The 25,991-nt window shown below is 72.3% G+C and carries 26 protein-coding genes; 15 read left to right on the forward strand and 11 right to left on the reverse strand.

Features of this window, described 5'->3' with window-relative positions; all coding sequences use genetic code 11:
- Positions 1-16: 16 nt before the first annotated feature.
- Positions 17-436 (reverse strand): DUF3099 domain-containing protein, encoded by a 420-nt coding sequence (locus tag ABZ261_RS14610; protein ID WP_356858968.1) that lies wholly within the window; start codon positions 434-436, stop codon positions 17-19.
- A gap of 251 nt (positions 437-687) precedes the next feature.
- On the opposite strand from ABZ261_RS14610, the gene ABZ261_RS14615 reads away from it, so the two are divergent.
- Positions 688-969 carry a GlsB/YeaQ/YmgE family stress response membrane protein gene (locus ABZ261_RS14615; RefSeq protein WP_356858970.1) on the forward strand — a complete coding sequence of 94 codons (282 nt, stop codon included), beginning with the start codon at positions 688-690 and terminating at the stop codon, positions 967-969.
- Positions 970-1,056: 87 nt separating this feature from the next.
- Here ABZ261_RS14615 and tyrS read toward each other — a convergent pair whose 3' ends face one another.
- The 3 genes from tyrS to ABZ261_RS14630 form a co-directional block, all read right to left on the reverse strand.
- Entirely contained in the window at positions 1,057-2,325 is a 1,269-nt protein-coding gene (gene tyrS, locus ABZ261_RS14620) for a tyrosine--tRNA ligase (RefSeq protein WP_356858972.1), read from the reverse strand.
- Between the two features lie 66 nt (positions 2,326-2,391).
- Positions 2,392-3,786: a metallopeptidase TldD-related protein gene (locus ABZ261_RS14625; protein WP_356858974.1), complete on the reverse strand. Its 1,395-nt coding sequence runs from the start codon at positions 3,784-3,786 to the stop codon at positions 2,392-2,394.
- Positions 3,783-5,306: a TldD/PmbA family protein gene (locus tag ABZ261_RS14630; protein ID WP_356858976.1), complete on the reverse strand. Its 1,524-nt coding sequence runs from the start codon at positions 5,304-5,306 to the stop codon at positions 3,783-3,785. Before ABZ261_RS14630 ends, ABZ261_RS14625 begins: the two co-directional genes overlap by 4 nt.
- Positions 5,307-5,544: 238 nt before the next feature.
- Between ABZ261_RS14630 and fabG the strand changes: the two genes are divergently transcribed.
- The 3 genes from fabG to ABZ261_RS14645 all read left to right on the forward strand — a co-directional run bounded on the left by fabG (position 5,545) and on the right by ABZ261_RS14645 (position 7,557).
- Positions 5,545-6,249: a 3-oxoacyl-[acyl-carrier-protein] reductase gene (gene fabG / locus ABZ261_RS14635; RefSeq protein WP_356858978.1), complete on the forward strand. Its 705-nt coding sequence runs from the start codon at positions 5,545-5,547 to the stop codon at positions 6,247-6,249.
- Between the two features lie 5 nt (positions 6,250-6,254).
- Positions 6,255-7,022, forward strand: coding sequence for an enoyl-ACP reductase FabI (gene fabI, locus ABZ261_RS14640; RefSeq protein ID WP_356858980.1), 768 nt, complete (start codon positions 6,255-6,257; stop codon positions 7,020-7,022).
- Between the two features lie 184 nt (positions 7,023-7,206).
- Entirely contained in the window at positions 7,207-7,557 is a 351-nt protein-coding gene (locus ABZ261_RS14645; RefSeq protein WP_356858982.1) for a hypothetical protein, read from the forward strand.
- Here the strand turns inward: ABZ261_RS14645 and ABZ261_RS14650 are convergent.
- Positions 7,535-8,227, reverse strand: coding sequence for an FCD domain-containing protein (locus ABZ261_RS14650; RefSeq protein WP_356858984.1), 693 nt, complete (start codon positions 8,225-8,227; stop codon positions 7,535-7,537). The genes ABZ261_RS14645 and ABZ261_RS14650 overlap by 23 nt on opposite strands.
- A 93-nt stretch (positions 8,228-8,320) precedes the next feature.
- Between ABZ261_RS14650 and ABZ261_RS14655 the strand changes: the two genes are divergently transcribed.
- The 4 genes from ABZ261_RS14655 to ABZ261_RS14670 all read left to right on the forward strand — a co-directional run bounded on the left by ABZ261_RS14655 (position 8,321) and on the right by ABZ261_RS14670 (position 10,895).
- Positions 8,321-9,682, forward strand: coding sequence for a CynX/NimT family MFS transporter (locus ABZ261_RS14655; RefSeq protein ID WP_356858986.1), 1,362 nt, complete (start codon positions 8,321-8,323; stop codon positions 9,680-9,682).
- Between the two features lie 56 nt (positions 9,683-9,738).
- Entirely contained in the window at positions 9,739-9,858 is a 120-nt protein-coding gene (locus tag ABZ261_RS14660; protein ID WP_356858988.1) for an SGM_5486 family transporter-associated protein, read from the forward strand.
- Positions 9,859-10,075: 217 nt separating this feature from the next.
- A complete protein-coding gene (locus tag ABZ261_RS14665) occupies positions 10,076-10,297 on the forward strand; it encodes a hypothetical protein (RefSeq protein WP_356858990.1) in 222 nt (73 codons plus the stop codon).
- 79 nt (positions 10,298-10,376) lie between these two features.
- On the forward strand, positions 10,377-10,895 hold the full coding sequence (locus tag ABZ261_RS14670) for a histidine phosphatase family protein (protein WP_356858992.1): 519 nt from the start codon (positions 10,377-10,379) through the stop codon (positions 10,893-10,895).
- A gap of 259 nt (positions 10,896-11,154) precedes the next feature.
- On the opposite strand, the gene serB is transcribed toward ABZ261_RS14670, so the two are convergent.
- The gene (gene serB / locus ABZ261_RS14675) at positions 11,155-12,405 is read right to left on the reverse strand and encodes a phosphoserine phosphatase SerB (protein ID WP_356858994.1); all 1,251 of its coding nucleotides are present in this window, start codon (positions 12,403-12,405) and stop codon (positions 11,155-11,157) included.
- A gap of 972 nt (positions 12,406-13,377) precedes the next feature.
- Between serB and ABZ261_RS14680 the strand changes: the two genes are divergently transcribed.
- A complete protein-coding gene (locus ABZ261_RS14680) occupies positions 13,378-15,957 on the forward strand; it encodes an FHA domain-containing protein (RefSeq protein WP_356858996.1) in 2,580 nt (859 codons plus the stop codon).
- 84 nt (positions 15,958-16,041) lie between these two features.
- Here ABZ261_RS14680 and ABZ261_RS14685 read toward each other — a convergent pair whose 3' ends face one another.
- A complete protein-coding gene (locus tag ABZ261_RS14685; RefSeq protein ID WP_356858997.1) occupies positions 16,042-16,845 on the reverse strand; it encodes a transglycosylase SLT domain-containing protein in 804 nt (267 codons plus the stop codon).
- Between the two features lie 662 nt (positions 16,846-17,507).
- Between ABZ261_RS14685 and ABZ261_RS14690 the strand changes: the two genes are divergently transcribed.
- Both ABZ261_RS14690 and ABZ261_RS14695 read left to right on the forward strand, forming a co-directional pair.
- Complete coding sequence (locus ABZ261_RS14690; protein WP_356858999.1) at positions 17,508-18,653, forward strand: GAF domain-containing sensor histidine kinase; 1,146 nt, start codon at positions 17,508-17,510, stop codon at positions 18,651-18,653.
- Complete coding sequence (locus ABZ261_RS14695; RefSeq protein ID WP_356859000.1) at positions 18,646-19,287, forward strand: response regulator transcription factor; 642 nt, start codon at positions 18,646-18,648, stop codon at positions 19,285-19,287. The genes ABZ261_RS14690 and ABZ261_RS14695 overlap by 8 nt, the downstream gene beginning before the upstream one ends.
- A gap of 109 nt (positions 19,288-19,396) precedes the next feature.
- Here ABZ261_RS14695 and ABZ261_RS14700 read toward each other — a convergent pair whose 3' ends face one another.
- Positions 19,397-20,185: a hypothetical protein gene (locus tag ABZ261_RS14700; protein ID WP_356859002.1), complete on the reverse strand. Its 789-nt coding sequence runs from the start codon at positions 20,183-20,185 to the stop codon at positions 19,397-19,399.
- A gap of 150 nt (positions 20,186-20,335) precedes the next feature.
- On the opposite strand from ABZ261_RS14700, the gene ABZ261_RS14705 reads away from it, so the two are divergent.
- The 3 genes from ABZ261_RS14705 (at position 20,336) to ABZ261_RS14715 (ending at position 22,732) form a co-directional block, all read left to right on the forward strand.
- Entirely contained in the window at positions 20,336-21,133 is a 798-nt protein-coding gene (locus ABZ261_RS14705) for an ABC transporter ATP-binding protein (protein WP_356859004.1), read from the forward strand.
- Between the two features lie 71 nt (positions 21,134-21,204).
- Entirely contained in the window at positions 21,205-21,636 is a 432-nt protein-coding gene (locus ABZ261_RS14710; RefSeq protein WP_356859006.1) for an NfeD family protein, read from the forward strand.
- A 124-nt stretch (positions 21,637-21,760) separates the two neighbouring features.
- Positions 21,761-22,732, forward strand: a complete 972-nt coding sequence (locus ABZ261_RS14715; protein WP_356859008.1) for an SPFH domain-containing protein — start codon at positions 21,761-21,763, stop codon at positions 22,730-22,732.
- A 64-nt stretch (positions 22,733-22,796) separates the two neighbouring features.
- On the opposite strand, the gene ABZ261_RS14720 is transcribed toward ABZ261_RS14715, so the two are convergent.
- From ABZ261_RS14720 to ABZ261_RS14730, 3 genes are all read right to left on the reverse strand, one after another.
- Entirely contained in the window at positions 22,797-23,303 is a 507-nt protein-coding gene (locus ABZ261_RS14720; protein ID WP_356859010.1) for an HNH endonuclease, read from the reverse strand.
- A 169-nt stretch (positions 23,304-23,472) separates the two neighbouring features.
- On the reverse strand, positions 23,473-24,012 hold the full coding sequence (locus tag ABZ261_RS14725; RefSeq protein ID WP_356859012.1) for a YbhB/YbcL family Raf kinase inhibitor-like protein: 540 nt from the start codon (positions 24,010-24,012) through the stop codon (positions 23,473-23,475).
- A 45-nt stretch (positions 24,013-24,057) separates the two neighbouring features.
- Positions 24,058-24,840 (reverse strand): sporulation protein, encoded by a 783-nt coding sequence (locus ABZ261_RS14730; protein ID WP_356859014.1) that lies wholly within the window; start codon positions 24,838-24,840, stop codon positions 24,058-24,060.
- Positions 24,841-24,940: 100 nt separating this feature from the next.
- Between ABZ261_RS14730 and ABZ261_RS14735 the strand changes: the two genes are divergently transcribed.
- Positions 24,941-25,591, forward strand: a complete 651-nt coding sequence (locus ABZ261_RS14735; RefSeq protein ID WP_356859016.1) for a DNA-3-methyladenine glycosylase — start codon at positions 24,941-24,943, stop codon at positions 25,589-25,591.
- The last annotated feature ends 400 nt before the right edge of the window (positions 25,592-25,991 follow it).

Consider the following 25,991-nt stretch of genomic DNA (forward strand, 5'->3'; position numbering starts at 1 on the left):
CCGCGGGCCGCCGTGCTCAGGCCGGACCGGCGCGCTCGCCGCGCATTCCGGCCCCCGGATTCGGCGGCACATCCTCCGGCACCGCCTCCCGCACGGGCTCCCGCGCGGATTCCGCCCGCTCGTCGCCGGCCGGGGGAGACGCGATCATCGGGCGCAGCGGCACGGTGACGAACGTGGACGGAAGGGACGGCGGCTTCTCCCGGCCCGCGTTGGCGATCACCACGGCGATGTAGGGGAGGACCGCGCCGAGCACGAGCGCCACGACGGCGACGTACCGCTGCACGTTCCACAGGGAGGCCGCGAGGATCACCGCCACGGTGCGGACCGACATCGAGATCACGTACCGCCGCTGCCGGGCCCGTACGTCCTCGGCCAGTCCCGTCCGGGCCCCGGTGATCCGGAACACCGGGCCGGCGCCGCCGTGCTGTTTCCGCATCACCCTCACCGTCCGCCCGCAGAGCCGTCCCGGCCCGCACCGTCGTCCGCACCTTCGGGAAGACGTCGCCGAGGACACCTCCCACGGTACGCCGCGTGCCCGCCGCCGCGGAGACCGGGTCGCCCCGAGGCGCGCACGCCCGCGGCGCCCCCGCCGCCCCCGCCGCCCACGGCGGCACTCGACGTGCGCCGTACTGCGGACCGCACCACACTGGCGGTAATGCTCACGTCGAGTCGTACGAGGAGGCAGCCATGGGCTGGGTGTGGGCGATCATCGTGGGATTCGTGCTGGGCCTCATCGCCAAGGCGGTCATCCCGGGCAAGCAGCACAGCCCCCTGTGGCTGACGACCATCTGCGGCATCCTGGGCGCCATCGTGGGCAACGTGGTCGCCCGCGCGCTCGGCGTCGCGGCGACACGGGGCATCGACTGGAGCCGGCACGCCTTCCAGCTGGTGGCCGCGATCATCATCGTCGCGGCGGTGGACGCCCTGTACACGGCGACGACGGGCCGGAGGAAGTACCGGCGGGCCTGACCCGCAGCCGCCCGGCGGGGGCGCGGGGACCGGGCGTCCACGGCCACGGCGAGGCCGCGAGCGCCGGTCCCCGCGCCCCGGCGGCGCTCAGGCGCCCGTGATCTCCACCGCGGCCAGGTTCTTCTTCCCGCGCCGCAGCACCAGCCACCGGCCGTGGATCAGGTCCTCGGCCGCCGGGACCGCGTCCTCCGCGGTGACCTTCACGTTGTTCACGTAGGCCCCGCCCTCCTTGACCGTGCGGCGCGCGGCGGACTTGCTGGCCACGAGACCGACCTCCGCGAACAGGTCGACCACCGGGGCCGGCTCGGCGACCCGGATGTGCGGCACCTCGGACAGGGCCGCGGCCAGCGTCCCCTCGTCCAGCTCCGCCAGCTCGCCCTGACCGAACAGCGCCTTGGACGCGGCGATCACCGCGGCCGTCTGGCCGGCGCCGTGCACCAGCGTCGTGAGCTCCTCGGCGAGCGCGCGCTGCGCGGCCCGGGCCTGCGGTCGCTCCTCGGTCTGCCGCTCCAGCTCCTCGATCTCCTCACGGGACCTGAAACTGAAGATGCGCAGGAACTTGGAGACGTCCCGGTCGTCGGCGTTGACCCAGAACTGGTAGAACGCGTACGGCGTGGTCATCTCCGGGTCGAGCCAGACCGTGCCGGACTCGGTCTTGCCGAACTTGGTGCCGTCCGCCTTGGTGATCAGGGGGGTGCCCAGCGCGTGCACCACGGCGTCCGGCTCCACCCGGTGGATCAGGTCGGTGCCCGACGTGAGGTTGCCCCACTGGTCGCTGCCGCCGGTCTGCAGCGTGCAGCCGTACCGCCGGTACAGCTCCAGGAAGTCCATGCCCTGCAGGATCTGGTAGCTGAACTCGGTGTAGCTGATGCCCGCGTCGGAGTTGAGCCGCCGGGAGACGGCCTCCTTGGCGATCATCTTGTTGACCCGGAAGTGCTTGCCGATGTCCCGCAGGAACTCGATGGCCGACAGCCCCTGGGTCCAGTCCAGGTTGTCGACCATCACCGCGGCGTTCGGCCCGTCGAAGTGGAGCAGCGGCTCGATCTGGGCGCGCAGCCGCTCCACCCAGCCGGCGACGACCTCCGGCGCGTTCAGCGTGCGCTCGGCCGTGGGCTTCGGGTCGCCGATGAGACCCGTGGCGCCCCCGACCAGCGCCAGCGGCCGGTTCCCCGCCTCCTGGATGCGGCGCATCGTCAGGATCTGCACGAGGTTGCCGAGGTGCAGGCTGGGGGCGGTCGGGTCGAAGCCGCAATAGAACGTGACGGGACCGTCCGCGAACGCCTTGCGCAGTGCGTCCTCGTCGGTGGAGAGGGCGATGAGCCCCCGCCACTTCAGCTCGTCGACGATGTCCGTCACGGTTCTCGTGTCTCCTTGGTGATCTTCGGGCGGCCGGATGACACCCGACCACGAACGCCTACGAGGTTATACGCCCTGGCTGACCGAGCTCATGTTGAAATCGGGGATGCGCAGCGCGGGCATCGCGGCCCGGGTGAACCAGTCGCTCCACTCCCGCGGCAGCGTCTTCTCGGTCCGCCCGGCCTCCGCGGCCCGGCCCAGCAGGTCCACCGGCGACTCGTTGAACCGGAAGTTGTTCACCTGCCCGGTCACCTCGCCGTTCTCCACCAGGTACACGCCGTCCCGGGTCAGCCCCGTCAGCAGCAGCGTCGCCGGGTCGACCTCGCGGATGTACCACAGGCAGGTCAGCAGCAGCCCGCGTCCGGTGTCCGCGATCATCTCCTGCAGGGAGCGGTCCCGCCCGCCGTCCAGGATCAGGTTCCCCGGCGCCGGGGCGACGGGCAGCCCGGTCAGGGCGGCGCTGTGCCGGGTGGTGGGCAGGTGCCTGAGCACGCCCTGGCCGATCCACTCGGTGGCGGGGGCCGGCAGCCCGTTGTCGAACACCGACTGGTCGCCCCCGGAGGAGTGGGCGACCACGAAGGGCGAGCACTCCAGCCCCGGCTCGGCCGGGTCGCTGCGCAGGGTGAGCGGCAGTCCGCTCAGCTTGTCCCCGACCCGCGTGCCGCCGCCGGGCCGGGAGAACACCGTCCGCCCCTCGGCCGCGTCCCGGCCCGACGCCGACCACATCTGGTAGATCATCAGGTCCGCCACGGCGGTGGGCGGCAGCAGCGTCTCGTAGCGGCCGGGGGGCAGGTCCACGCGCCGCTGAGCCCAGCCGAGCCGTACGGCGAGCTCGGCGTCCAGCGCCCTGGGGTCGACGTCCCGGAAGTCCCGGGTGGACCGTCCGGCCCACGCCGAGCGCGTGCCGTCCGGCGACTTGGCGTTCAGCTCCAGCGTGCCGGTGGGCTGGTCGTGCCGCAGGCGCAGCCCGGTGGACGTGCCGAGGTACGTCGACACCAGCTCGTGGTGGGCGAATCCGTACAGCTCCCGGCCGCCCGCACGGGCGCGCGCGAAGGCCTCGCCGAGCGCCGGGGCGAAGTCGGTGAACACGGCGGAGGAGGTCTCGGCGGGCGCGTCCGTGAAGTCCGGGGCCGCGGGCACCCCGCCGACCAGCGGCTGCGCGTCCTCGGCGGGACCGGCGCCGCGCGCGGCGGCCTCGGCGGCCCGCACCAGCGGCTCCAGCTCCCCGGCGGTGACCGCCGACCGGGACACCACACCGGAGGCGGTGCCCTGCGCGCCGTCCACGGTCGCGATCACGGTGAGCGTCCGCCCCCGCGTCACACCGTTGGTGGTGAGCGCGTTGCCCGCCCAGCGCAGGTTGGCGCTGGAGTGCTCGTCGGCGATGACGACGCAGCCGTCGGCGCGGGACAGCGCCAAGGCCTGCTCGACGACCTCGTGCGGCTTGACGGTGCGGGTGCTCATCGGCCGGCCTCCTGCGCGGTGTTCAGAATGTTGACGCCCTTGAACAGGGCCGACGGGCATCCGTGGGACACGGCGGCCACCTGGCCCGGCTGGGCCTTGCCGCAGTTGAAGGCGCCGCCGAGGACGTACGTCTGCGGGCCGCCGACCGCGGCCATCGACCCCCAGAAGTCGGTGGTCGTGGCCTGGTAGGCGACGTCCTTCAGCTGCCCGGTGAGCCGCCCGTTCTCGATCCTGAAGAAGCGCTGCCCGGTGAACTGGAAGTTGTAGCGCTGCATGTCGATCGACCAGGAGCGGTCGCCGACGACGTAGATGCCCCGGTCGACGCCCCCGATCAGGTCTTCGGTGGACAGCCCCGCCGGATCCGGCCGCAGCGACACGTTGGCCATGCGCTGCACCGGCACGTGCGCGGGCGAGTCGGCGAAGGCGCAGCCGTTGGAGCGCTCGAAGCCGGTCAGCCGCGCGGTCCGCCGGTCCAGCTGGTAGCCGACGAGGGTGCCGTTGCGCACCAGGTCCCAGGACTGCGCCTCGACGCCCTCGTCGTCGTACCCGATGGTCGCGAGGCCGTGCTCGGCGGTGCGGTCGCCGGTGACGTTCATCAGCTCCGAGCCGTACCTCAGCTCGCCGAGCCGGTCGAAGGTGGCGAAGGAGGTGCCGGCGTAGGCGGCCTCGTAGCCGAGGGCGCGGTCCAGCTCGGTGGCGTGGCCGATGGACTCGTGGATGGTCAGCCACAGGTTGGACGGGTCCACGACCAGGTCGTACAGGCCCGGCTGCACGCTCGGCGCCCGCATCTTCTCGGCGAGCAGCTCCGGGATCTGCTCCAGCTCGGCGTCCCAGTCCCAGCCGGTGCCGGTCAGGTACTCCCAGCCGCGCCCCACCGGCGGCGCGAGCGTGCGCATCGAGTCGAACTCCCCGCTCGACTCGTCCACCGACACGGCCGTCAGCTGCGGATGCAGCCGCACCCGCTGCTGGGTGGTCACGGTCCCGGCCGTGTCGGCGTAGAACTTGTTCTCGTGCACGGTCAGCAGCGAGGCGTCGACGTGGTCGACGCCCTGCGCGGCCAGCAGCCGCTCGCTCCACCCGGTCAGCAGCGCGACCTTCTCCTCGTCGGGCACCGAGAACGGGTCGACCTCGTACGACGAGATCCACGTCCGGTCGGCGTGCACCGGCTCGTCGGCCAGCTCCACGTGTTCGTCCGACCCGGCGGCCTTGATCACCTGCGCGGACAGCTTGGCCATGGCCACCGCCTGTGAGGCGACCCGGGCGGCGGCGTCCATGGTCAGATCGACCCCGGACGCGAAGCCCCACGCGCCCGCGTGCACCACCCGGACCGCGTACCCGAGGTCGGTGGTGTCCGACGATCCGGCGGGCCTGGCGTCCCGCAGCCGCCAGGACGCGCTGCGCACCCGCTCGAACCGGAAGTCCGCGTGCTCCGCCCCCAGCGCACGCGCGCGGGCGAGCGCGGCGTCGGCGAGGGCCCGTAGGGGAAGCGCCGTGAAGGCTTCGTCGATGGAATGAGGCACGGAGGTCTCCCTGCTGTCGTGGCCTGTCGATCCGATCATGTCGTGCGGGTGACCCGGCGGACCACAGGTTAGGGTCCCGGACGGGCGCATTCTGTAGGGACCCGACAGCGACACTCCCGCGCCACTGTCGGTGCCCGATTGCCCGCGGGCAGGGCGATACCGATAGGTTTCCGATGAAGCCGCCTGCCAGCCAGGTCTCGGGCGGATGTGTGCAGACCGCTATCGAAAGGGTGATCCGTTGAGCCGCTCGGTTCTCGTCACCGGAGGCAACCGGGGCATCGGCCTCGCCATCGCCCGCGCTTTCGCCGACGCCGGCGACAAGGTCGCGATCACGTACCGCTCGGGCGAGCCGCCGGCCGGCTTCCTGGCCGTCAAGTGCGACATCACCGACCCGGAGCAGGTGGAGCAGGCCTACAAGGAGGTCGAGGACCAGCACGGTCCGGTCGAGGTCCTGATCGCCAACGCCGGCGTCACCAAGGACCAGCTCCTGATGCGGATGTCCGAGGAGGACTTCACCTCGGTCATCGACACCAACCTCACCGGCACCTTCCGCGTCGTCAAGCGCGCCAACCGCGGCATGCTGCGCGCCAAGAAGGGCCGCGTCGTCCTGATCTCCTCCGTGGTGGGCCTGCTCGGCTCCGCGGGGCAGGCGAACTACGCCGCCTCCAAGGCCGCCCTCGTCGGCTTCGCGCGTTCCCTCGCCCGGGAGCTGGGCTCGCGCAACATCACCTTCAACGTCGTCGCGCCCGGTTTCGTCGACACCGACATGACCAAGGCGCTCACCGACGAGCAGCGCGCGAACATCGTGTCGCAGGTGCCGCTCGGCCGGTACGCGCAGCCGGAGGAGATCGCCGCGACGGTGCGGTTCCTCGCCTCGGACGACGCCTCGTACATCACTGGAGCCGTCATTCCCGTTGACGGCGGACTGGGAATGGGTCACTGATCACCATGAGCGGAATTCTCGAGGGCAAGCGCATCCTGGTCACGGGTGTGCTGATGGAGTCCTCCATCGCCTTCCACGTCGCCAAGCTGGCCCAGGAGCAGGGCGCCGAGATCATCCTGACCGCCTTCCCGCGGCCCACGCTGACCGAGCGCATCGCCAGGAAGCTGCCGAAGCCGACCAAGGTCATCGAGCTGGACGTGACCAACGAGGAGCACCTCGCGCGCCTGGCCGACGTCGTCGGCGAGGAGCTGGGCGGCCTCGACGGCATCGTCCACTCCATCGGCTTCGCCCCGCAGGACGCGCTCGGCGGCAACTTCCTGAACACGCCGTTCGAGTCGGTGGCCACCGCCATGCACGTCTCGGCGTTCTCCCTGAAGTCGCTGACCATGGCCTGCCTGCCGCTGATGCAGAACGGCGGTTCGGTCGTCGGCCTCACCTTCGACGCCCAGTACGCCTGGCCGCAGTACGACTGGATGGGCCCGGCCAAGGCCGCCCTGGAGGCGACCAACCGCTACATGGCGCGCGACCTCGGCAAGCAGAACATCCGCTGCAACCTGATCTCGGCGGGTCCCATCGGCTCCATGGCCGCCAAGTCCATCCCGGGCTTCAGCGAGCTGGCCTCCGTGTGGGACTCCCGCTCGCCGCTGGAGTGGGACCTGAAGGACCCGGAGCCGGCCGGCCGCGGTGTGGTCGCCCTGCTGAGCGACTGGTTCCCGAAGACCACGGGAGAGATCATCCACGTCGACGGCGGTCTGCACGCCATCGGCGCCTGATCCGCGCAACGCCGCAACACCGCGACACCGCAATACCTCACCGACGCCCCGTCGCCCGCCGTCCGCGGGCGGCGGGGCGTCACCCGTTCGGCTCACCGGCCGGGCCGCCGCCCCCGTGGCGGCGCACCCTGGATTACGCCCTGCCCCGCACGTCCCTCCGCAGCCCGGCCCTGGAGGTCCCCTTGTGCGCCTGTCCCGCAGCCTTGCCCCGGTGACCCTGGCCCTGGCCCTCGTCCTGTCCGCCCCGTACGACGCGCTGCCCCGCGCGCGCGTGAGCGAGGCGGAACCGCCCGCGCCGAGCCGGTTCGGCGCCGCGTGCCGGACGTCCGTCCGCGGCTCCCACGTGGTCGCCTACTGCCACAACCCGTACGTCGACACCGATCGCGTGCGCCTGCACATCGAATGCGCCCGCTGGTGGGACATCGACACCGACAGCGCCCCGGTGGACGCCGGGCCCGCCATGACCGTACGGCTCACCGGCCGCTGCTGGAAGGAGGTCCGTTCCGTCTGGGTCAGCCACCAGAAGGGGCGGTGAACCGGCCCGGCCGGCACAGGAACGGATAGCCGGCGGCCTCCGCCGCCGCGGCCTGTGCGTCCTGGGCGCGGATCGCGTCGACCAGGCGCGTGTGGTCCATGTGCGCCTCCGGGGCGAGCTCCGCGCCGACGTCCGCGCGCAGCCAGTCCCGCAGCACCTCGTCCAGGTCGGCGTACATCGCCGTCATCACGTCGTTGTGCGAGGCCGCCACCACCGCCAGGTGGAAGGTGGCGTCGGCCGTCACGAACGCCTCCGCCTCCCCGGACTCCCAGGCCTCCTCGCGCCGGACCAGCAGCGCGTCCAGCTGTTTGAGGTCCTTCTCGGTGCGCCGCGCGGCGGCCAGCTTCGCCGCCGCGGACTCCAGGGCGGAGCGCAGTTCGGCGATGTGCCGGGGGTCGGCGTCCGCGAAGCGGCGGTGCATCACACCGGCCAGCTCGCTGGTGGCCACCACGTACGTGCCCGAACCCTGGCGGATGTCCAGCAGGCCGTTGTGCGCCAGCGCGCGGACGGCCTCGCGGACGGTGTTGCGGGCGACACCGAGCTGCTCGACCAGCTCGGGCTCGGTGGGGATGCGCGATCCGACCGGCCACTCGCCGGAGGTGATCTGGTTCCGCAGCTCGGCGATGACCTGCTCGGACAGCGCCGAACGGCGCGGGTGGCTCAAGGGCATGGCCCACCTTCGCACGCGAGGCCCGGGGCGGCGACGCTCCCTGGGGGTGAACAGTCGGTCAGAACGGACAGTCAATCATCCTATGATTCTATGATGGAGGGCATGGCGACCGAGGACACCCGCACAACGGACACCGGCACGACGGACACCCGCACGGCGACACCGGCGACGCCGGCGACACCGGCGGCCCCGCGCGGCGACGGGTCCGCCGCGGCGGACCCCCGCGAAGCGGCTCCCGGCGCGGGCCGCGGGCGTGCGTGGGCGGCCCGGCTGGTCGTCGTCGGCATCGTGCTCTCCGCGCTGAACCTCCGCCCGGCCATCACCAGCCTCGGCGCCCTCCTGGAGGAGGTCCGCGACGGGCTGGGGATGAGCGGCAGCGTGGCCGGCCTGCTCACCTCGGTGCCGCCGCTGTGCTTCGCCGTCTTCGGGGTCACCGCGCCCCGCCTGGCCCGCCGCTTCGGAGCGGCCGCCGTGGTGTGCGCCGGCATGGCCGCCATCACCGCCGGCCTGCTGATACGGCCCTACGCCGGCGGCACCGCCGGATTCCTGGCCGCCAGCGCGCTCGCCCTGATGGGCATCGCCGTCAGCAACGTCCTGATGCCGGTCATCGTCAAGCGCTGGTTCCCGGACCGCGTCGGCTCCATGACCGGCCTGTACTCGATGGCCCTCGCCCTCGGCACCTCCCTGGCCGCGGCCGTCACCGTGCCGCTGACCGGCGCCCTCGGCGGCGACTGGCGCTCCGGCCTCGCCGTCTGGGCCGCCGTCGCCGCGGCCGCCGTCCTGCCGTGGCTGCCGCTCGCACGGGACCGCGGCGCCGCCCCGGCGGCGCCGCAGGCGCAGGCCCGCGGCACGGCGGAGCGGCACGCGCCGCTGCGCATCACCCGCAGCCGCACCGCCTGGGCCCTCGCCGTCTTCTTCGGCCTGCAGGCCACCGCCGCCTACATCACCATGGGCTGGATGGCGCAGATCTTCCGGGACGCCGGCGTCCCGGCGGGCACCGCGGGCCTGCTGCTCGCCGTCACCATGGTGATGGGCGTGCCGCTGGCCTTCGTCATCCCGCGCGTCGCCGTGCGGCTGCCCCACCAGGGGCCGATCGTGCTGGCCCTGGGCCTCAGCGGGCTCGCCGGATACGCCGGGCTGTACCTGGCGCCGGCCGGTGGCGCCTGGGTCTGGGCGGTGCTCCTCGGCATCGCCAACTGCGCCTTCCCGCTGGCGCTCACCATGGTCGGCATGCGGGCCCGCAGCGGACCGGGCGTGGCCCAGCTGTCCGCGTTCGCGCAGAGCACCGGCTATCTGATCTCCATCCCCGGCCCGCTGCTGGTCGGCGTGCTGTACCAGCACACCGGCGGCTGGGGGCTGCCGATCGCCCTCATGGCGGGCCTCATGGTGCCGCAGACGGCGGTGGGCTACTTCGCGGGCCGCGACCGCACCGTGGAGGACGAGGCGGCGCGCTGACCCGGCCGGGCGGCCCCGGCGGCGCCGCGCGGAGAGCGGGGTGCGACACTGGGCGCATGCAGCCTGTGCTCGACCCGAACCCGCGAAACGGCCAGAAGAAGCTGCTTCTCGTCCTCGGCTCGTTCTTCGCCATCTTCGTGATCATCGCCGTCGTCGCGACCCTCGCGTCGCCCTGAGGGGCGCGCCGGCGGGCGTGCCGGGGCGCGTGCCGCCGGCCCCGGGGAAGGGCCGCCGCGGTGGAGGGTGGGGCTGGCCCCCCCATCCCCTAGGGGGCCAGTGTCAGGGTCGAGTGGGTGGGCTTCCGGATGGGCGGCCGGGCCCGGATTCCGTAGTTTCGAGAGGTGACCGCGGCCCGTCGGTCACGGACCCGCTCGAAGACCCACGGAGGCGACCATGCCGGCCCGCACCCACCCCCGGCCCCACCCGGCGACCACGGGCGGCGTCGACACCAGGCTGCCCTGGTGGGCGCTCGCCCTGCCCGCCCTCGCGTTCGTCGCGCTGTTCGTGCTGATGATCGACCCCACGCAGGCCCACGCGGCGAGCGGCGACCCGGCGAGCGGCGACCCGGCGATCGCGCGTGTCCTGGAGCGCGCCCAGCAGCTGCTGGCGCGCTGACGGGGGAGCCCTCTTCCGTGGCGAATGCGCATGTCAACTCCCTGCGCCGGGTGGCCTGTTTCATGCGAAGCTGGGTTTCATGAGCGTCGCAGAACCCCGCAGGATCGTCCTCTTCCGGCACGCGAAGGCCGACTGGCCCCAGGTCGCCGACCACGAGCGCCCGCTCGCCGAGCGGGGCCGCAAGGACGCCGCAGTCGCCGGACGGAAGCTGTCCGACAGCGGCATCACCTTCGACCTGGCCCTGTGCTCCACGGCGACCCGGACCCGCGAGACCTGGAAGCTCGCCGTCCACGAGCTGGCCCACCGGCCGAAGACCGTCTACGAGGAGCGGATCTACGAGGCCTCGCCCGGCGAGCTGATCGCCGTGCTCAACGAGCTCCCGGACGACGTGCGGAACGTGATCCTGATCGGCCACAACCCGGGCGTGCACGGCCTGGCCGACATCCTGGCGGGCGCCGCGGAGGACGAGGCCCGCGAGCGGATGAACCGCCGGGGTTTCCCCGCCGCCGGTTTCGCCCTGCTGACCTTCGACGGCCCCTGGAAGAGCGTGGAGCCGGGCGTGGCCACACTCATGGACTACTGGGCCCCCTCCGAGTGACCCGTACCCGACGCCTCCGGCCGGCACAGGACGCCGACGGGCCCGCCGCCGCTCAGGACGCCGTGCCCCTTCGGGCAGGGGCACGGCACCGCCTGGCCGGCGGTCCCTCCAGGGGCGGGCACGTGGGGCCCGCCGGGCGGCCGGCGCCCGCCGGTGGTGGGGCAGGCCCGTGGGAGCCTGTACGGCCCCGAGCCTGTCCGGCCCCGCTGCCGACGGGCTCGGCCGGAGGAAGCCGGCCCGGCCCCTGGGACCTGCCGGCTCAGCGCGGGGAGCCCTGTCCCAGCTCAGCCTCGTCGTCGTGGGTGTCGGCCGTCTCGACCTCTTCGCGCGTGATGCCGAGGAGGTACAGGACCGTGTCCAGGAAGGGGACGTTCACCGCGGTGTGCGCGGCCTGTCGCACCACGGGCTTGGCGTTGAAGGCCACGCCCAGACCGGCGGCGTTCAGCATGTCCAGGTCGTTCGCGCCGTCGCCGATCGCCACGGTCTGCGACAGCGGGACCCCGGCCTCCGCGGCGAACCGGCGCAGCAGCCGCGCCTTGCCCGCCCGGTCCACGATCTCTCCGGTGACCCGGCCGGTCAGCTTCCCGTCGACGATCTCCAGGGTGTTGGCCTGCGCGAAGTCCAGCCCCAGCCGCTCCTTCAGGTCGTCCGTGACCTGCGTGAAGCCGCCGGAGACGACGCCGACCTGGTAGCCGAGCCGCTTCAGGGTGCGGATCAGGGTGCGCGCGCCCGGCGTCAGCCGGACCTCGTCGCGCACCTTCTCCACCACCGACGCGTCCAGCCCCTCCAGCAGCGCCACGCGCGCGTGCAGCGACTGCTCGAAGTCCAGCTCCCCGCGCATCGCCGCCGCCGTCACCTCGGCGACCTTGTCCTCACAGCCGGCGTGCGCGGCGAACAGCTCGATGACCTCGTCCTGGATCAGGGTCGAGTCCACGTCCATGACGACCAGCCGCTGCGCCCGCCGGTGCAGGCCCGCGGCGACCACCGCGATGTCCACACCCAGCGCCGCCGCGTCCGAGGCGAGGGCGGTGCGCAGCGGCTCCGTCTCCACCCCGGAGACGGCGAACTCCACGGCCGTCACCGGGTACTTCGCCAGCCGGAAGATGCGGTCGATGTTGCCGCCGGCCTTCGCGATCCGGGAGGCGATCGCGGCCGTCGACTCGGCGGTCAGCGGATGACCGAGGACGGTCACCAGGGAGCGCCCGAGACCGCGCGGACGGTTGTCGCCGTGCCCGGAGATGATCTCCGCCTGCATCTTCATCGACTCGGCCCAGCTGTGCACGGTGGCCCGCAGGTCGCCCTCCAGACCGGCCGGCGGCTGCGTCACCAGCGCGCACAGCACCAGGCGGCCCCGGGTGACGACCTGCTCGATGTCGACCACGTCGACGAGGAAGGCGGCGAGGGTGTCGAAGAGGCCCGCCGTGATGCCCGGCCTGTCCTTGCCGAATATCTTGACGAGGAGAGTGGGGGCCTCGGAGGTCTGCGAGGCGGGGGTCTGCGAAGCGCTCATGGTGTCACCACCGTATCCGGCACGCGGCGCCTTCCGCCGCCGAGGTCCGCCTGACGGACACCGAACAGCGGGTGTCCGACCGGTGTCCGGACGTTGCCGCCGGGGACGGCGCCGGCCTGCGGGCGCGCGCGACCCGGTCCGTGCCGTGAGGCGCCCGGTGCGCCGCGGACGGAAGGCCCGCGCAGCGGTTGGCCCGGTGTCCCGCGTGTGCCGGCCGGTGGTCGTGCCAGTCGTCCCGTGGCCGCCTCACCCCGGGCCTCGGCCCGGACCGCGGGCACAGACCCTCCTCCGGCGGCCCCGGCGCGCGCCCACCCGTCCGCCGCACCGGACGCCCGCGCACCGGACGCCCGCGCACCGGACGCCCGCGCACCGGACGGTTCCGCGGCGGCGGGGGAGGAGCGAGGAGCGCGGAGCGTGGAGCGGCCCGGCGGTGGGGCGGTGCGCGTCGCGTCGCCCGGGATTCGCGTGATTTCCCGCAGACAGCCGACGTGCCTGCCCCGGCGGGGAGTTGGCGGATGACGAGCCCAACTCCGTTCCCGCGCACGGGCTGTGGACCGTAGTGGCCGTGAGGACAGCGGCGTCAGCGGCAGGGAGGCGTCCGGGGTCACGCCCGGTGGCGCGAACTCGACGGCGGTGCGTGCCTCGACGCCTTGGGGTCCGGGAGCGGACGCACCGCCGGACGGCGTGTCCGGACCGCCCGCACACGGGCACCGCAACGGCCGCCGTCACGGGGCACAGTGAGCCCGGACGTCCCTTTCTGCCTCCGGGGCAACGGCGTACGGCGGGGGGAATACCACTCTCCGGCCCGTTTTCAACCCCGCCGACGGGGCGGGGCGAAGCGCAAGAGGGCGCCCTCGGCAAGGCCCGGGTTTCGGTCAGAGGAGCGGGCCTGGAATAGTTCCCCACGATGTTCGACATCCCTAGACTCCCCGCGACGGGGGTAACTCGGGGGACAACTCAGTGGGGCATGGAGTGCCGGAACTCGTACTCGAAACACACGGACGTACCTGGACGCTGGATCCGTCCAGGACTTACACCCTCGGACGCGATCCGCAGGGGGACATCGTCTTCGACGACGCCAGGGTGTCCTGGCGGCACGCCACGGTCAGTTTCAACGGCCGCAGCTGGGTCGTCGAGGACCACGGCAGCACCAACGGCACGTATCTGCAGGGCCGGCGGATCCAGCACCTGGAGGTCGGCCCCGGTTCGTCGCTGCACCTCGGCAACGCGACCGACGGACCGCAGGTGAACCTGTCCGCCGCCGCGGCCCCGGCCGGCGGCCCGGCGCAGCACGCGCAGCCGGCGCCGTACGCGGCCGCCGGCGCGCCCGGCTGGCCCCAGCAGGCCCCGCAGCAGGCGCCCGCACCTCAGCAGCCCGTGCCCCACCAGGCGCCGGTGCAGCAGCAGCCTCCCCAGCAGGGGTGGCAGCAGGGGTCCGCGGTCCCGCACCAGCAGGCCGGGACCGGCGAGCCGTACATGCCGCAGACGCCCGGTGGCGACGCGGGGGCGCCGCCGGTGCACGGCGACCGCAGCCCCACCACGTTCCACGAGTTCTCGCTCGGCCGGGTGATGCGCATAGGCCGTAGCCTGGAGAACGACCTCGTCGTCTCCGACCTGCAGGTCTCCCGGCACCACGCCGAGTTCCACGCCACGCCCGACGGCCGCTTCGAGATCCGCGACCTCGGCTCGCACAACGGCACCTTCGTCAACGGCCAGCCGATCGCCAAGGGCGGATCGGCGCTGCTCGGCCCCACCGACATCGTCGGCGTCGGCCACTCCGCCTTCCGTATCGTCGGCGACCGTCTCGAGGAGTTCGTCGACACCGGTGAGGTCTCCTTCTCCGCGCGCCACCTGACCGTCACGGTCGACGGCGGCAAGCAGATCCTCAAGGACGTCTCCTTCGGAGTCCCCGAGAAGTCGCTCATCGCGGTCATCGGCCCGTCCGGCTCCGGCAAGTCCACCCTGCTCAAGGCGCTCACCGGCTACCGGCCGGCCAACGAGGGCGCGGTGCTGTACGACAACCGGGACCTGTACAAGCAGTTCGCCGAGCTGCGCCAGCGCATCGGCCTGGTCCCGCAGGACGACATCCTGCACAAGGAACTGAGCGTCAAGAAGGCCCTCAAGTACGCGGCCAAGCTGCGCTTCCCGGCCGACACCACCGCGCAGGAGCGCGACGCCCGCATCGACGAGGTGCTGCGCGAACTGAAGCTCGACATACACAAGGACAAGAAGGTCACCTCCCTGTCCGGCGGCCAGCGCAAGCGCGTCTCGGTGGCCCTGGAACTGCTCACCAAGCCGTCGCTGATCTTCCTGGACGAGCCGACCTCCGGTCTCGACCCGGGCATGGACCGCGATGTCATGCAACTGCTGCGCGGCCTCGCCGACGACGGCCGCACGGTCCTCGTCGTCACCCACTCGGTGGCCGAGCTGGCGCTGTGCGACAAGCTGCTGGTGATGGCGCCGGGCGGCGCGGTCGCCTACTTCGGCCCGCCGGAGGAGGCGCTGAACTTCTTCGGCTACGACAGCTGGGCCGATGTGTTCTCCGCCTTCGAGAACTACCGCGACTACGACTGGGCGGGCCGCTGGAAGAGCTCGCAGCACTACCAGATGTACGCCGCGGACATCGACGCCGTCGCGCCGCAGTCCGTACACCTGCCGCCGCCGCAGGCCGTCAAGCCGCCCAAGCCGCAGAGCTGGGGCTCGCAGCTGATGACCCTGGTCCGGCGCTACGTCGCGGTCATCGTCTCCGACAAGGGCTTCCTGGCGCTGACGGTGATCCTGCCGGCGGTCCTCGGCGCCGTCAGCCTGCTGATCGACCACGACCGCGGGCTGCTGGTCAACGAGGCGATCAACCCCCGGACCGGCGCCCACGTCCCCAACGGCACCGCCACCACCGTCCTGCTGATCCTCGCGGTCGGCGCGTGCTTCGCGGGCGCGGCGAACTCGGTCCGCGAGCTGATCAAGGAACGCGTGATCTACGAGCGGGAGCGGGCGACCGGCCTGTCCCGCTCGGCGTACCTGATGTCGAAGGTGGTCGTGCTCGGCGCGGTCACGGTTCTGCAGGGCCTGCTGGTCGGCGTGATCGGCTTCGCCAGCCGGGAGATCCCCGCGGAGGGACTCGTCCTCGGCGGCTCGACGCTGCTCGAGCTGTGCCTGCCGGTCATGGCGCTGGGCTTCACCTCGATGATGGTCGGCCTGGTGATCTCGTCGCTGGTCAGGACCGCCGAGAAGACCATGCCGCTGCTCGTGATGTTCGCGATCGTCCAGGTCGTCTTCACCGGCTGCCTCTTCACCCTGCACGGCACGCCCGGCGTCAACGAGTTCTCGTACCTGATGCCGTCGCGCTGGGCGGTGGCCGCGGCCGGCACCACGCTGGACTTCAACGACATCGCCCCGAACAACGACGACCCGGGCAGCACCGACCCGCTGTGGGACCACGCTGCCTCGGCCTGGGCCCTGGACATGACCGCGCTGATCGCGCTCGGCGCGCTCTGCGGTTTCCTCGTGGCCCGCTTCCTGCGCCGCCACGAGCCGGAGGTCATGCGCAAGTAGCCGCGACCGGACGACGCGAAGGGCGGCCCCCCGGACCGGGGGGCCGCCCTTCGGCGTCATGTCGCTGAGGTCCCGCGCCAGGCCTCAGTACGCGCTGTTGACGTTGTCGATCGAGCCGTACCGGTGCGCCGCGTAGTTGGCGGCGGCGGTGATGTTGGCGACCGGGTCGTAGATGTTCCAGGACGTGCCGGGGACGTGGTACGCCTGGAAGGTCGGCGGGATCACCTGGAGCAGGCCCTTGGACGGGATGCCGTTGATCGCGTTGATGTCCCAGTTGTTGATGGCGTTCGGGTTGCCGGAGGACTCACGCATGATGTTGCGGTGCAGGCCGCTGTAGCTGCCGGGGATGCCCTTGGCCCTCATGATGTCCAGGGCCTCCCGGATCCAGCCGTCCAGGTTGTCGGCGTACGTCTTCGCGGCGACCGGCTGCATCCGCGGACGCTGCACGGAGCGGTTGGCGGCGGCCTTGGCTGCGCGCTCCTGGGCGGCCTTCTTCGCGGCGCGCTCCTGCGCGGCCTTCTTGGCGGCGGCAGCGGCGGCGGCCCTCTTCGCGGCGGCCTCGGCCGCGGCCTTCCGCTTCGCCGCGGCCTCGGCGGCCTTCTTGGCGACGGCCTCGTCGGCGGCCTTCTTCTGCGCCGCGAAGGTGTCGAGCTTGACGTTCTCGGAGGCGAGCTGGTCGGTGACGGTGCCCTTGACGTTCTGCAGGGCGGTGCCGGCGGCGACCTGCGTCGTGGCGGCGGTGGCGCCGGTGGTCACGGTCCCGGTGTCGCCGGGGACGGCCGAGAAGGCGAGGGCGGCGGTGCCGAGAGCGGCGACGCCGGCGACGGCGATCCTGTGCTGCCTGGTCAGGACACGACTGCGGGCACGGTCGAGGATGTTCTTGGGCATGGCTGATGGACCTCTTCGATAGCGCGGAGGTCGCTCCTGCGTCCGCCGGGGGAATCGGCTCCTCCCGCACGAACGCCGCGAGCGGAACCCGCGGCGCTGAGCGACGGAGCAATTCTTAGCGGGCGCAAAACACCCAGGCAATGATGTGACGTACGATCCGGAGTAGTGGATCAGGGAAGGGCAAAACGGGACAGACAGGGTCGTCTGTCCCGTTCATGCGGGGCGGTTCATCTCCTATGTCCCGTCGTACGTGACGTACGCCCTATGCTCGGGCTCACACCGGAGCCGGTGCCGCCTCACCTGGAGTTGCCGCCGCAACGCTCTGCGTGAACTGTCTCCCCGGAGGGCGGCACGGTCGCCGCCCGGCTCGCGCAGCCGGGTGGGCCGGCCCACCGGATCCCCGTACCCACACCAGCCCGCGCCATTCCCCGGCCCTCAGGCGGCCGGGCAGCGGCGCACCGCCTTGCGGACGGCGTCACCGCACTCCCGAGGCGGGCGCACGCGCGCACGCGCGAGAGGGTCGCCCCCGACGCCGCACGGCACGGGCACCCCCTCCGCCTCCGCCACCGGGACCTACGTCACCGGCCCTGGGCCCGCGGGCCGGGGCCGGGCCCGCCGCGGGGCCGATCCGCGCTGCCGCTCCCCGCCGGTACCGTGAGCACATGAGTCGAGGTCCCCGGTCCGGCATCGCGGCGGTGAGCTCCGCGCTGCTCGCCATGAGCAGGCACCTGGAGGTGCGCGACGTCCTCAAGACGATCGTCGCCTCCGCCCGCGAGCTGCTCGACGCCCAGTACGCCGCGCTCGGCGTCCCCGACGACCACGGGGGCTTCGCCCAGTTCGTCGTGGACGGCGTCAGCGACGAACAGTGGCGGGCCATCGGCCCGCTCCCGCGCCAGCACGGCATCCTCGCCGCGATGCTGCGCGAGGCGAAGGCCGAGCGCCTCGCCGACGTGCGCAAGGACCCCCGCTTCGAGGGCTGGCCGTCCGCCCACCCCGAGCTGGCCGACTTCCTGGGCCTGCCCGTCCGCGACGGCGACGAGGTCATCGGCGCGCTGTTCCTGGCCAACAAGAACTGCTCCAGGCCGGAAGGCGGCTGCGGCTTCACCGCGCAGGACGAGGAACTGCTCGGCATCCTCGCCCAGCACGCCGCCATCGCCCTCACCAACGCCCGGCTCTACGAACGCAGCCGCGAACTGACCATCGCCGAGGAACGCTCCCGGCTCGCCCACGAACTGCACGACGCGGTCAGCCAGAAGCTCTTCTCCCTGCGCCTGACCGCTCAGGCGGCCGCCGCACTCGTCGACCGCGACCCCGCCCGCGCCAAGGACGAACTGCACCGGGTCGCGGCGCTCGCCGCGGAGGCCGCCGACGAACTGCGCGCCGCCGTCGTGGAGTTGCGGCCCGCCGCACTGGACGAGGACGGACTGGTCGCCACCCTGCGCACCCAGGTCCAGGTCCTCGACCGCGCCCACACCGCGCGCGTGACGTTCACCAGCAACGGCTTCCGCGCACTGCCCGCCGCCCAGGAGGAGGCCCTGCTCAGGGTCGCCCAGGAGGCCCTGCACAACGCCCTGCGCCACTCCGGCGCCGGCCGTGTCGACGTGAGCGTGGAGCGGCGCGGCTGCGGAGCCGTCCTGCGCGTCGCCGACGACGGCTGCGGCTTCGACCCGACGGCGGTCCGCCGCGCCGGCCGCCACCTCGGTCTGGTGTCGATGCGGGACCGGGCGAGCGGGGTCGGCGGCACGCTGACCGTGGAATCGGCGCCCGGCAAGGGCACCACGATCGAGATGGAGGTACCCGGTGGGTGAACCGATCAGGGTGCTGCTCGTCGACGACCACCAGGTCGTCCGCCGGGGCCTGCGCACCTTCCTGGAGGTCCAGGACGACATAGAGGTCGTCGGCGAGGCCGCCGACGGCGCCGAAGGAGTCGCCCGCGCCGAGGAACTGCGGCCCGACATCGTCCTCATGGACATCAAGATGCCGGGCATGGACGGCATCGACGCCCTGCGCCGCCTGCGCGAACTCGACAACCCCGCGCGCGTGCTCATCGTCACCAGCTTCACCGAGCAGCGCACGGTCGTCCCGGCCCTGCGCGCCGGCGCCGCCGGATACGTCTACAAGGACGTGGACCCCGACGCGCTGGCCGGCGCCATCCGCTCCGTGCACGCCGGGCACATCCTGCTCCAGCCCGAGGTCGCCGGCGCCCTCCTCTCCCAGGAGGAGGCCGGTGGCGGCCAGGGCAGGGGAAGCTCCCTGACCGAACGGGAGCGCGAGGTGCTCGGCCTGATAGCGGACGGCCGCTCCAACCGGGAGATCGCCCGCGCCCTCGTGCTGTCCGAGAAGACCGTCAAGACGCACGTCTCCAACATCCTGATGAAACTCGACCTGGCCGACCGCACCCAGGCCGCGCTGTGGGCCGTACGCCACGGCGTGGCCGGCTGAACCGCCGTCCGCACACGGCAGCCGGAGCACGGCGCCGCCACGGCCGCCACGGCCGCCGCGGCCCCCCGGTCCCGCCGGGAGGTCCGCCGCCGTGGCGCCGGCCGCCGGATCACCGGGCTCCCCGCTCCCTCTCCTCCACCACGGCGTTGTACGCCGCCACCTGCGCCCGCCGGGCCGTCCGCTCGACCGGCCTCAGCGCCTGCGACCGCGCCGCCATCTCGGCGGAACTGACCGCGCCCCCGTGCCCGCTGCCGTACGCGAGCGACACCAGCAGCCGCACCCGCTGCGCCATCTCCAACACCCGTGCCGCACGCGGCGGGTAGCCCGGCGCCAGCACCTCCCGGCTCCGCTCGGCCCGCGCCCGGTACGCCTCGACCGCCGCCTCCGCCACCGGGCCCGACCCGGCCACGTCCAGCCTCGACAGCACCTCGGTCGCGTCCCGCAGCGCCTGGGCCAGCTCCCGCTCGGCCTCACCCAGCGACGGCACGTCCGCGGGCGGCGCCTCCCGCACCGGCAGCACACGCCACACCACCTCGGTGTGCACATCACCCCGGGGCCCCGCCTCGGACACCTCGGGCACCAGCCCGAACGCGGCGCCGTGGCAGACCACCGCCTCCTCGGCCTCGATCGCCCGCGCATTGAAGTCCGCCGGCCCGCTCAGCCCCAGCGGATGCCCCGGCGCGGGCAGCGCCACCCGCAGCCCGGTCACCCGCAGCGCGCGCAGCCGCCCCAGCGCGAGCGTCAGCCCGACCGGCGCGGACTCGCCCGGCAGCCCCTCCACCCGGTGCACCGCGTCGCCCCCCACGATGGCGAGTACGGCGTCGTCGGGGGAGACAAGTCCGGCCAAGAGGGCGTTGCCCCAAGCGGCGAGGCGTCCTGAACGCGGTTCCGAGAGCATGCCCCCACCCTAAGGACCGGACCGATGGAATGCTGCGGGGCACCGGTGGCGTAGATTTCATAAGGGCTGCGCCCACCGGCGCGGCGGACCGAGCCACAGGCGTACGCGACAGCCGAGACCGGCCACACTGCAAGGGGAGACAACACGCTCATGAGCGATGTTCTGGAGCTTCAGGACGTATCCGTGGTCCGTGAGGGCCGGGCTCTGGTGGACCAGGTCTCCTGGTCGGTGAAGGAGGGCGAGCGCTGGGTCATCCTCGGCCCCAACGGCGCCGGCAAGACCACTCTCCTGAACGTCGCCTCCAGCTACCTCTATCCCAGCAAGGGCACCGCCACCATCCTCGGCGAGACCCTCGGCAGGCCCGGCACCGACGTCTTCGAGCTGCGCCCCCGCATCGGCATGGCCGGCATCGCGATGGCCGACAAGCTCCCCAAGCGCCAGACGGTCCTGCAGACGGTCCTCACCGCCGCGTACGGCATGACCGCCGGCTGGCAGGAGGAGTACGAGGAGATCGACGAGCAGCGCGCCCGCGCGTTCCTCGACCGCCTCGGCATGAGCGACTACCTCGACCGCAGGTTCGGCACCCTCTCGGAGGGCGAGCGCAAGCGCACCCTGATCGCCCGCGCCCTGATGACCGACCCCGAGCTGCTCCTGCTGGACGAACCCGCCGCCGGCCTCGACCTCGGCGGCCGCGAGGACCTGGTCCGCCGCCTCGGCCGGCTCGCCCGCGACCCCATCGCCCCCTCGATGATCATGGTCACGCACCACGTCGAGGAGATCGCGCCCGGCTTCACCCACGTCCTCATGATCCGCCAGGGCAAGGTCCTCGCCGCCGGCCCCATCGAGCTTGAGCTGACCAGCCGCAACCTCTCCCTCTGCTTCGGCCTCCCGCTCGTCGTCGAGCAGGTCGGCGACCGCTGGACCGCCCAGGGCCTGCCCCTGTCCTGACCCGGCCCCCGGCCCGCTCCGCCCCCTTTCGCGCCCTGTCCGCCGCCCGGCCGCGGTCCTACCATGACCATGTGAACGACATCGACGCATGGGTGTGGTGGCTCGTCGGCGCGGCGGCGCTGGGAATCCCGCTCGTGGTCACCGCGATGCCGGAGTTCGGCATGCTCGCGGTGGGAGCCGTCGCCGCGGCGGTCGTCTCCGCCCTCGGCTTCGACGCCGTGATGCAGGTCCTGACGTTCGTCGTCGTCTCCGTCGCCCTCATCGCCGTCGTCCGGCCCATCGCGGCCCGGCACGGCCGGCAGCGCCCCCGACTCGCCACCGGCATCGAGGCGCTGAAGGGCAGACAAGCCGTGGTACTGGAACGGGTCGACGGTTCCGGAGGCCGTATCAAGCTCGCCGGAGAGATCTGGTCGGCCCGCGCGCTCGACACCGGCCGCGCCTACGAAGTCGGCCAGGAGGTGGACGTCGTGGACATCGAAGGAGCCACCGCGATCGTCATCTGAGGACGACTCACCGAGAACGACGCACGCGTCGCCCGACGGTCTGTCAGACTCGACCAGCAAGATCCTCAACAGTCATGAGATCTGCCGTAGGCGCCAAGGCGGAGAAGGGTACGGGGAAACGACGATGGAACCGGTCATCATCGTCTTGATCATCCTGGTGGTGTTGGTCTTCATCGCCCTGATCAAGACCATCCAAGTCATCCCACAGGCCAGCGCCGCCATCGTCGAGCGCTTCGGCCGCTACACGCGGACGCTGAACGCGGGCCTGAACATCGTGGTCCCGTTCATCGACACCATCCGCAACCGCATCGACCTGCGAGAACAGGTCGTGCCGTTCCCGCCGCAGCCGGTGATCACCCAGGACAACCTGGTCGTGAACATCGACACGGTCATCTACTACCAGGTCACCGACGCCCGGGCCGCCACCTACGAGGTAGCCAGCTACATCCAGGCGATCGAGCAGCTCACCGTCACCACGCTGCGCAACATCATCGGCGGCATGGATCTGGAGCGCACCCTGACCTCCCGCGAGGAGATCAACGCGGCCCTGCGCGGCGTCCTCGACGAGGCCACCGGCAAGTGGGGCATCCGCGTCAACCGCGTCGAGCTGAAGGCCATCGAGCCGCCCACCTCCATCCAGGACTCGATGGAGAAGCAGATGCGCGCCGACCGGGACAAGCGCGCCGCCATCCTCACCGCGGAGGGCACGCGCCAGGCCGCCATCCTCACCGCGGAGGGCGAGAAGCAGTCCCAGATCCTGCGCGCCGAGGGCGAGGCCAAGGCGGCCGCCCTGCGCGCCGAGGGCGAGGCCCAGGCCGTCCGCACGGTCTTCGAGGCCATCCACGCCGGCGACCCCGACCAGAAGCTCCTGTCGTACCAGTACCTCCAGATGCTCCCGAAGATCGCCGAGGGCGACGCCAACAAGCTGTGGATCGTCCCCAGCGAGATCGGCGACGCCCTCAAGGGCCTGTCCGGCGCGATGGGCAACTTCGGCCCTCTGGGCGGCGGCGGCCAGGGCAACGGCGGCGGCAACGCCGTCCCGCCGCAGCACAAGGGCACGGCGACGGAACGCCGCGAGAAGCCGACCATCGACTGACCGTCCCGCACGGCCGCCGGGGCGGTCCCGCGCGCCCCGCGGGAACCGCACCGGCGGCCGACCCCTAGGCCGCTTCCCGGGCCAGCCACTCGGGAAGCGCGGCGAGGTCGTCCTGCCCCAGGGCCAGCAGCATCGCGTCCGCCGGAGTCGGCTCGAAGGGCTCCCGCAGCAGAGCCATCCCGGCCTCCTCGGGGGTCCGGTCGGCTTTCCGGTGGTTGTCCTCCGCACAGGCGGCCACCGTGTTCAGCCAGGTGTCCTGCCCGCCCTGCGACCGCGGCACCACGTGGTCCACGGTCGTCGCCCGCCGCCCGCAGTACGCGCACCGGTGCCGGTCCCGGACCAGCACACCCCGCCGCGACCACGGAGCACGTCTTCGGAACGGCACCCGTACGTACCGGCACAACCTGATCACCCGGGGCGCCGGTATGTCCACATCGGCACCGCGCATGCGCAGCTCGGGATGGGCCTGCTCCACCACGGCCTTGTCCTGCAGCACCAGGACCACGGCTCGGTTCACCGTCACCGTCGACAGCGGCTCGAAGCTCGCGTTCAGGACCAACGTGTCCCGCATCCAGCCCACCTCCCGTGCGCACCGGCCCACCCCCCGGCGGGCTCGGATCAACTCTGGACGGGCACGCCGAGATGGACAACGCAATAAAAAACTGCCCGCCTCCGATCACTTCCAAGACCGGAGGCGGGCAAACGTTCCGTGAACGCCCGGCTGAGACGAAGCGGTGCGGTCAGCCCCTGCCGGGGTTCTCGTACTCGCCGATCAGCTGGGCGCGCGCGAGCGTGTGGAACCGCAGGTTGAAGCCGACGACGGCCGGCGAGGCGTCCGCGTCGGGGCCCAGCTTCTCCTGGTCCACCGCGTACACCGTGAAGACGTACCGGTGCGGGCCGTCCCCGGGCGGCGGCGCGGCGCCCCCGAAGTCCTTCGTCCCGTAGTCGTTCCGCGCGTGCACGGCGCCCGCCGGCAGCCCTTCGAACTTCCCGCTGCCCGCACCCGCCGGCAGTTCCGTCACCGAGGCCGGGATGTCGAACAGGACCCAGTGCCAGAACCCGCTGCCGGTCGGCGCGTCGGGGTCGAAGCACGTCACGGCGAAGCTCTTGGTCTCCGGCGGGAAGCCCTCCCAGCGCAGCTGCGGGGAGGTGTTGCCCTCCGCGTGCACCTGGGCGGCCTTGAGCGTCGCGCCCTCCTCGATGTCCTCGCTCGTCACCGTGAACGACGGCACGGGGGGATGGAAGTCGTGGGGGAGCGGCCGCCGCTTGAGCTCGGTCACCTCGGTACCTCCTGATCGATGATCTGGAACCAGCAGTTCCCGAGCCTAGAACCAGTTGCGCTTGCTGCCGACCTCGGACAGCCACTGGTTGAGGTAAGCCGCCCAGTCGGTCCCCTGCCAGTCGTTCAGACCCACCTGGAAGGAGCGGTAGGTGTCCGAGCCCTCGCTGAACAGACCCGGCCTCTTGTCCATCTCCAGCACGACGTCCATCGCGTGCTCGTCCGCCACGAAGCTCAGCTCGACCTGGTTCAGACCCCGGTACTGCGACGGCGGGAGGAACTCGATCTCCTGGTAGAACGGCAGCTTCTGCCGCGTGCCCCGGATGTGGCCGCGCTCCAGGTCCGCGTTCTTGAACCGGAAGCCGAGCTGGATGAACGCGTCCAGGATCGCCTTCTGCGCCGGCAGCGGGTGCACGTTGATCGGGTCCAGGTCGCCGGAGTCCACGGCCCGTGCGATCGCCAGCTCGGTGGTCACCCCGATGTTCATCCCGCGCAGCGCCTGCCCGTCGATCATCGTGACCGGCGTCTCCCAGGGGATCTCCAGCCCGAACGGCACCGCGTGCACCGCGCCGGCCTGCAGCTCGAACGCGCCGCCGAGCCGCACCTTGGTGAACTCGATGTCCTGCTTGTACTCCTGGTCGCCGTTCTCCACCTCGACCTTGGCCTGCAGACCGACCGACAGCCCCTCGATGTTCTGGTTCACAGACCCGCCCTGGATCCGCACCTCGCCCTGGACGACACCGCCCGGTACGACGTTGACCTCGGTCAGCACCGTCTCGACCGACGCCCCGCCGGCACCGAGGCTCGCGAGCAGCTTCTTGAACGCCATGACTCTCCCTTGACGAATGGACCCTCGACCCGTACCAACGCGATCAGCCCGCGACCGGTTCCGCCGGTGCGGCGTCCCATCTGGGCTACCCTCGGAGAGCATGATCGCGCCCCCGGACCGTACGCCATTGCCCCGCGACTTCTTCGACCGCCCGGTCCTGGAGGTCGCGCAGGACCTCCTCGGCCGCGTCCTGGTCCGGGAGACCCCCGACGGCCCGATCGCCGTGCGCCTCACCGAGGTGGAGGCGTACGACGGCCCGAACGACCCCGGCTCGCACGCCTACCGCGGCCGCACCGCCCGCAACGAGGTGATGTTCGGTCCTCCCGGACATGTGTACGTCTACTTCACCTACGGCATGTGGCACTGCATGAACCTCGTCTGCGGACCCGAGGGGCGGGCGAGCGCCGTGCTGCTGCGCGCCGGCGAGGTCGTGGAGGGCGCTGAACTGGCCCGCAGGCGCCGGCTGTCGGCCCGCAACGACAAGGAACTGGCCAAGGGACCGGCCCGGCTGGCGACGGCGCTGGCCGTCGACCGGGCCCTGAACGGCACGGACGCGTGCGCCTTCGGGGAGACACCGCTGAGGATGCTGAGCGGTACGCCGGTCCCGGCCGACCAGGTGCGCAGCGGCCCGCGCACCGGAGTCGCCGGCGAGGGCGGGGACGGGGACCTCCACCCGTGGCGGTACTGGGTCGCGGACGACCCGACGGTGAGCCCGTACCGGGCCCACGTGCCGAGGCGCCGACGAAGTTGACTCGGCCGCCGGGGCTGCGTAATGTATCCCGAGCCGCTGAACCGGGTACGGCGATCGCCTGCAGCCGGAGCGGCCAACCCACTACCTAGCTCCACCCCTTCGCCGGGGTCGATTCCGGCGCGCCCGCGCGCTCGAATTCGAACTCGCTGACTCGATTATGAGTCGCGGAGGGAATCGGCTAACGTAGTGAACGTCGAAAGGCCGGAGGCGAAAAGCCGAAGGCCGGCAGACAATTCCGCCGACCGGGAATCGGACGCCGAGAGGGTCTGATAGAGTCGGAGACACCGAAGGGAAGCGCCCGGAGGAAGCCCGAGAGGGTGAGTACGAAGGAAGCGACCGTTCCTTGAGAACTCAACAGCGTGCCAAAAATCAACGCCAGATATGTTGATACCCCGTCTCC

Source organism: Streptomyces sp. NPDC006193 (genome assembly GCF_040613915.1).
Classification (GTDB): Bacteria; Actinomycetota; Actinomycetes; order Streptomycetales; family Streptomycetaceae; genus Streptomyces.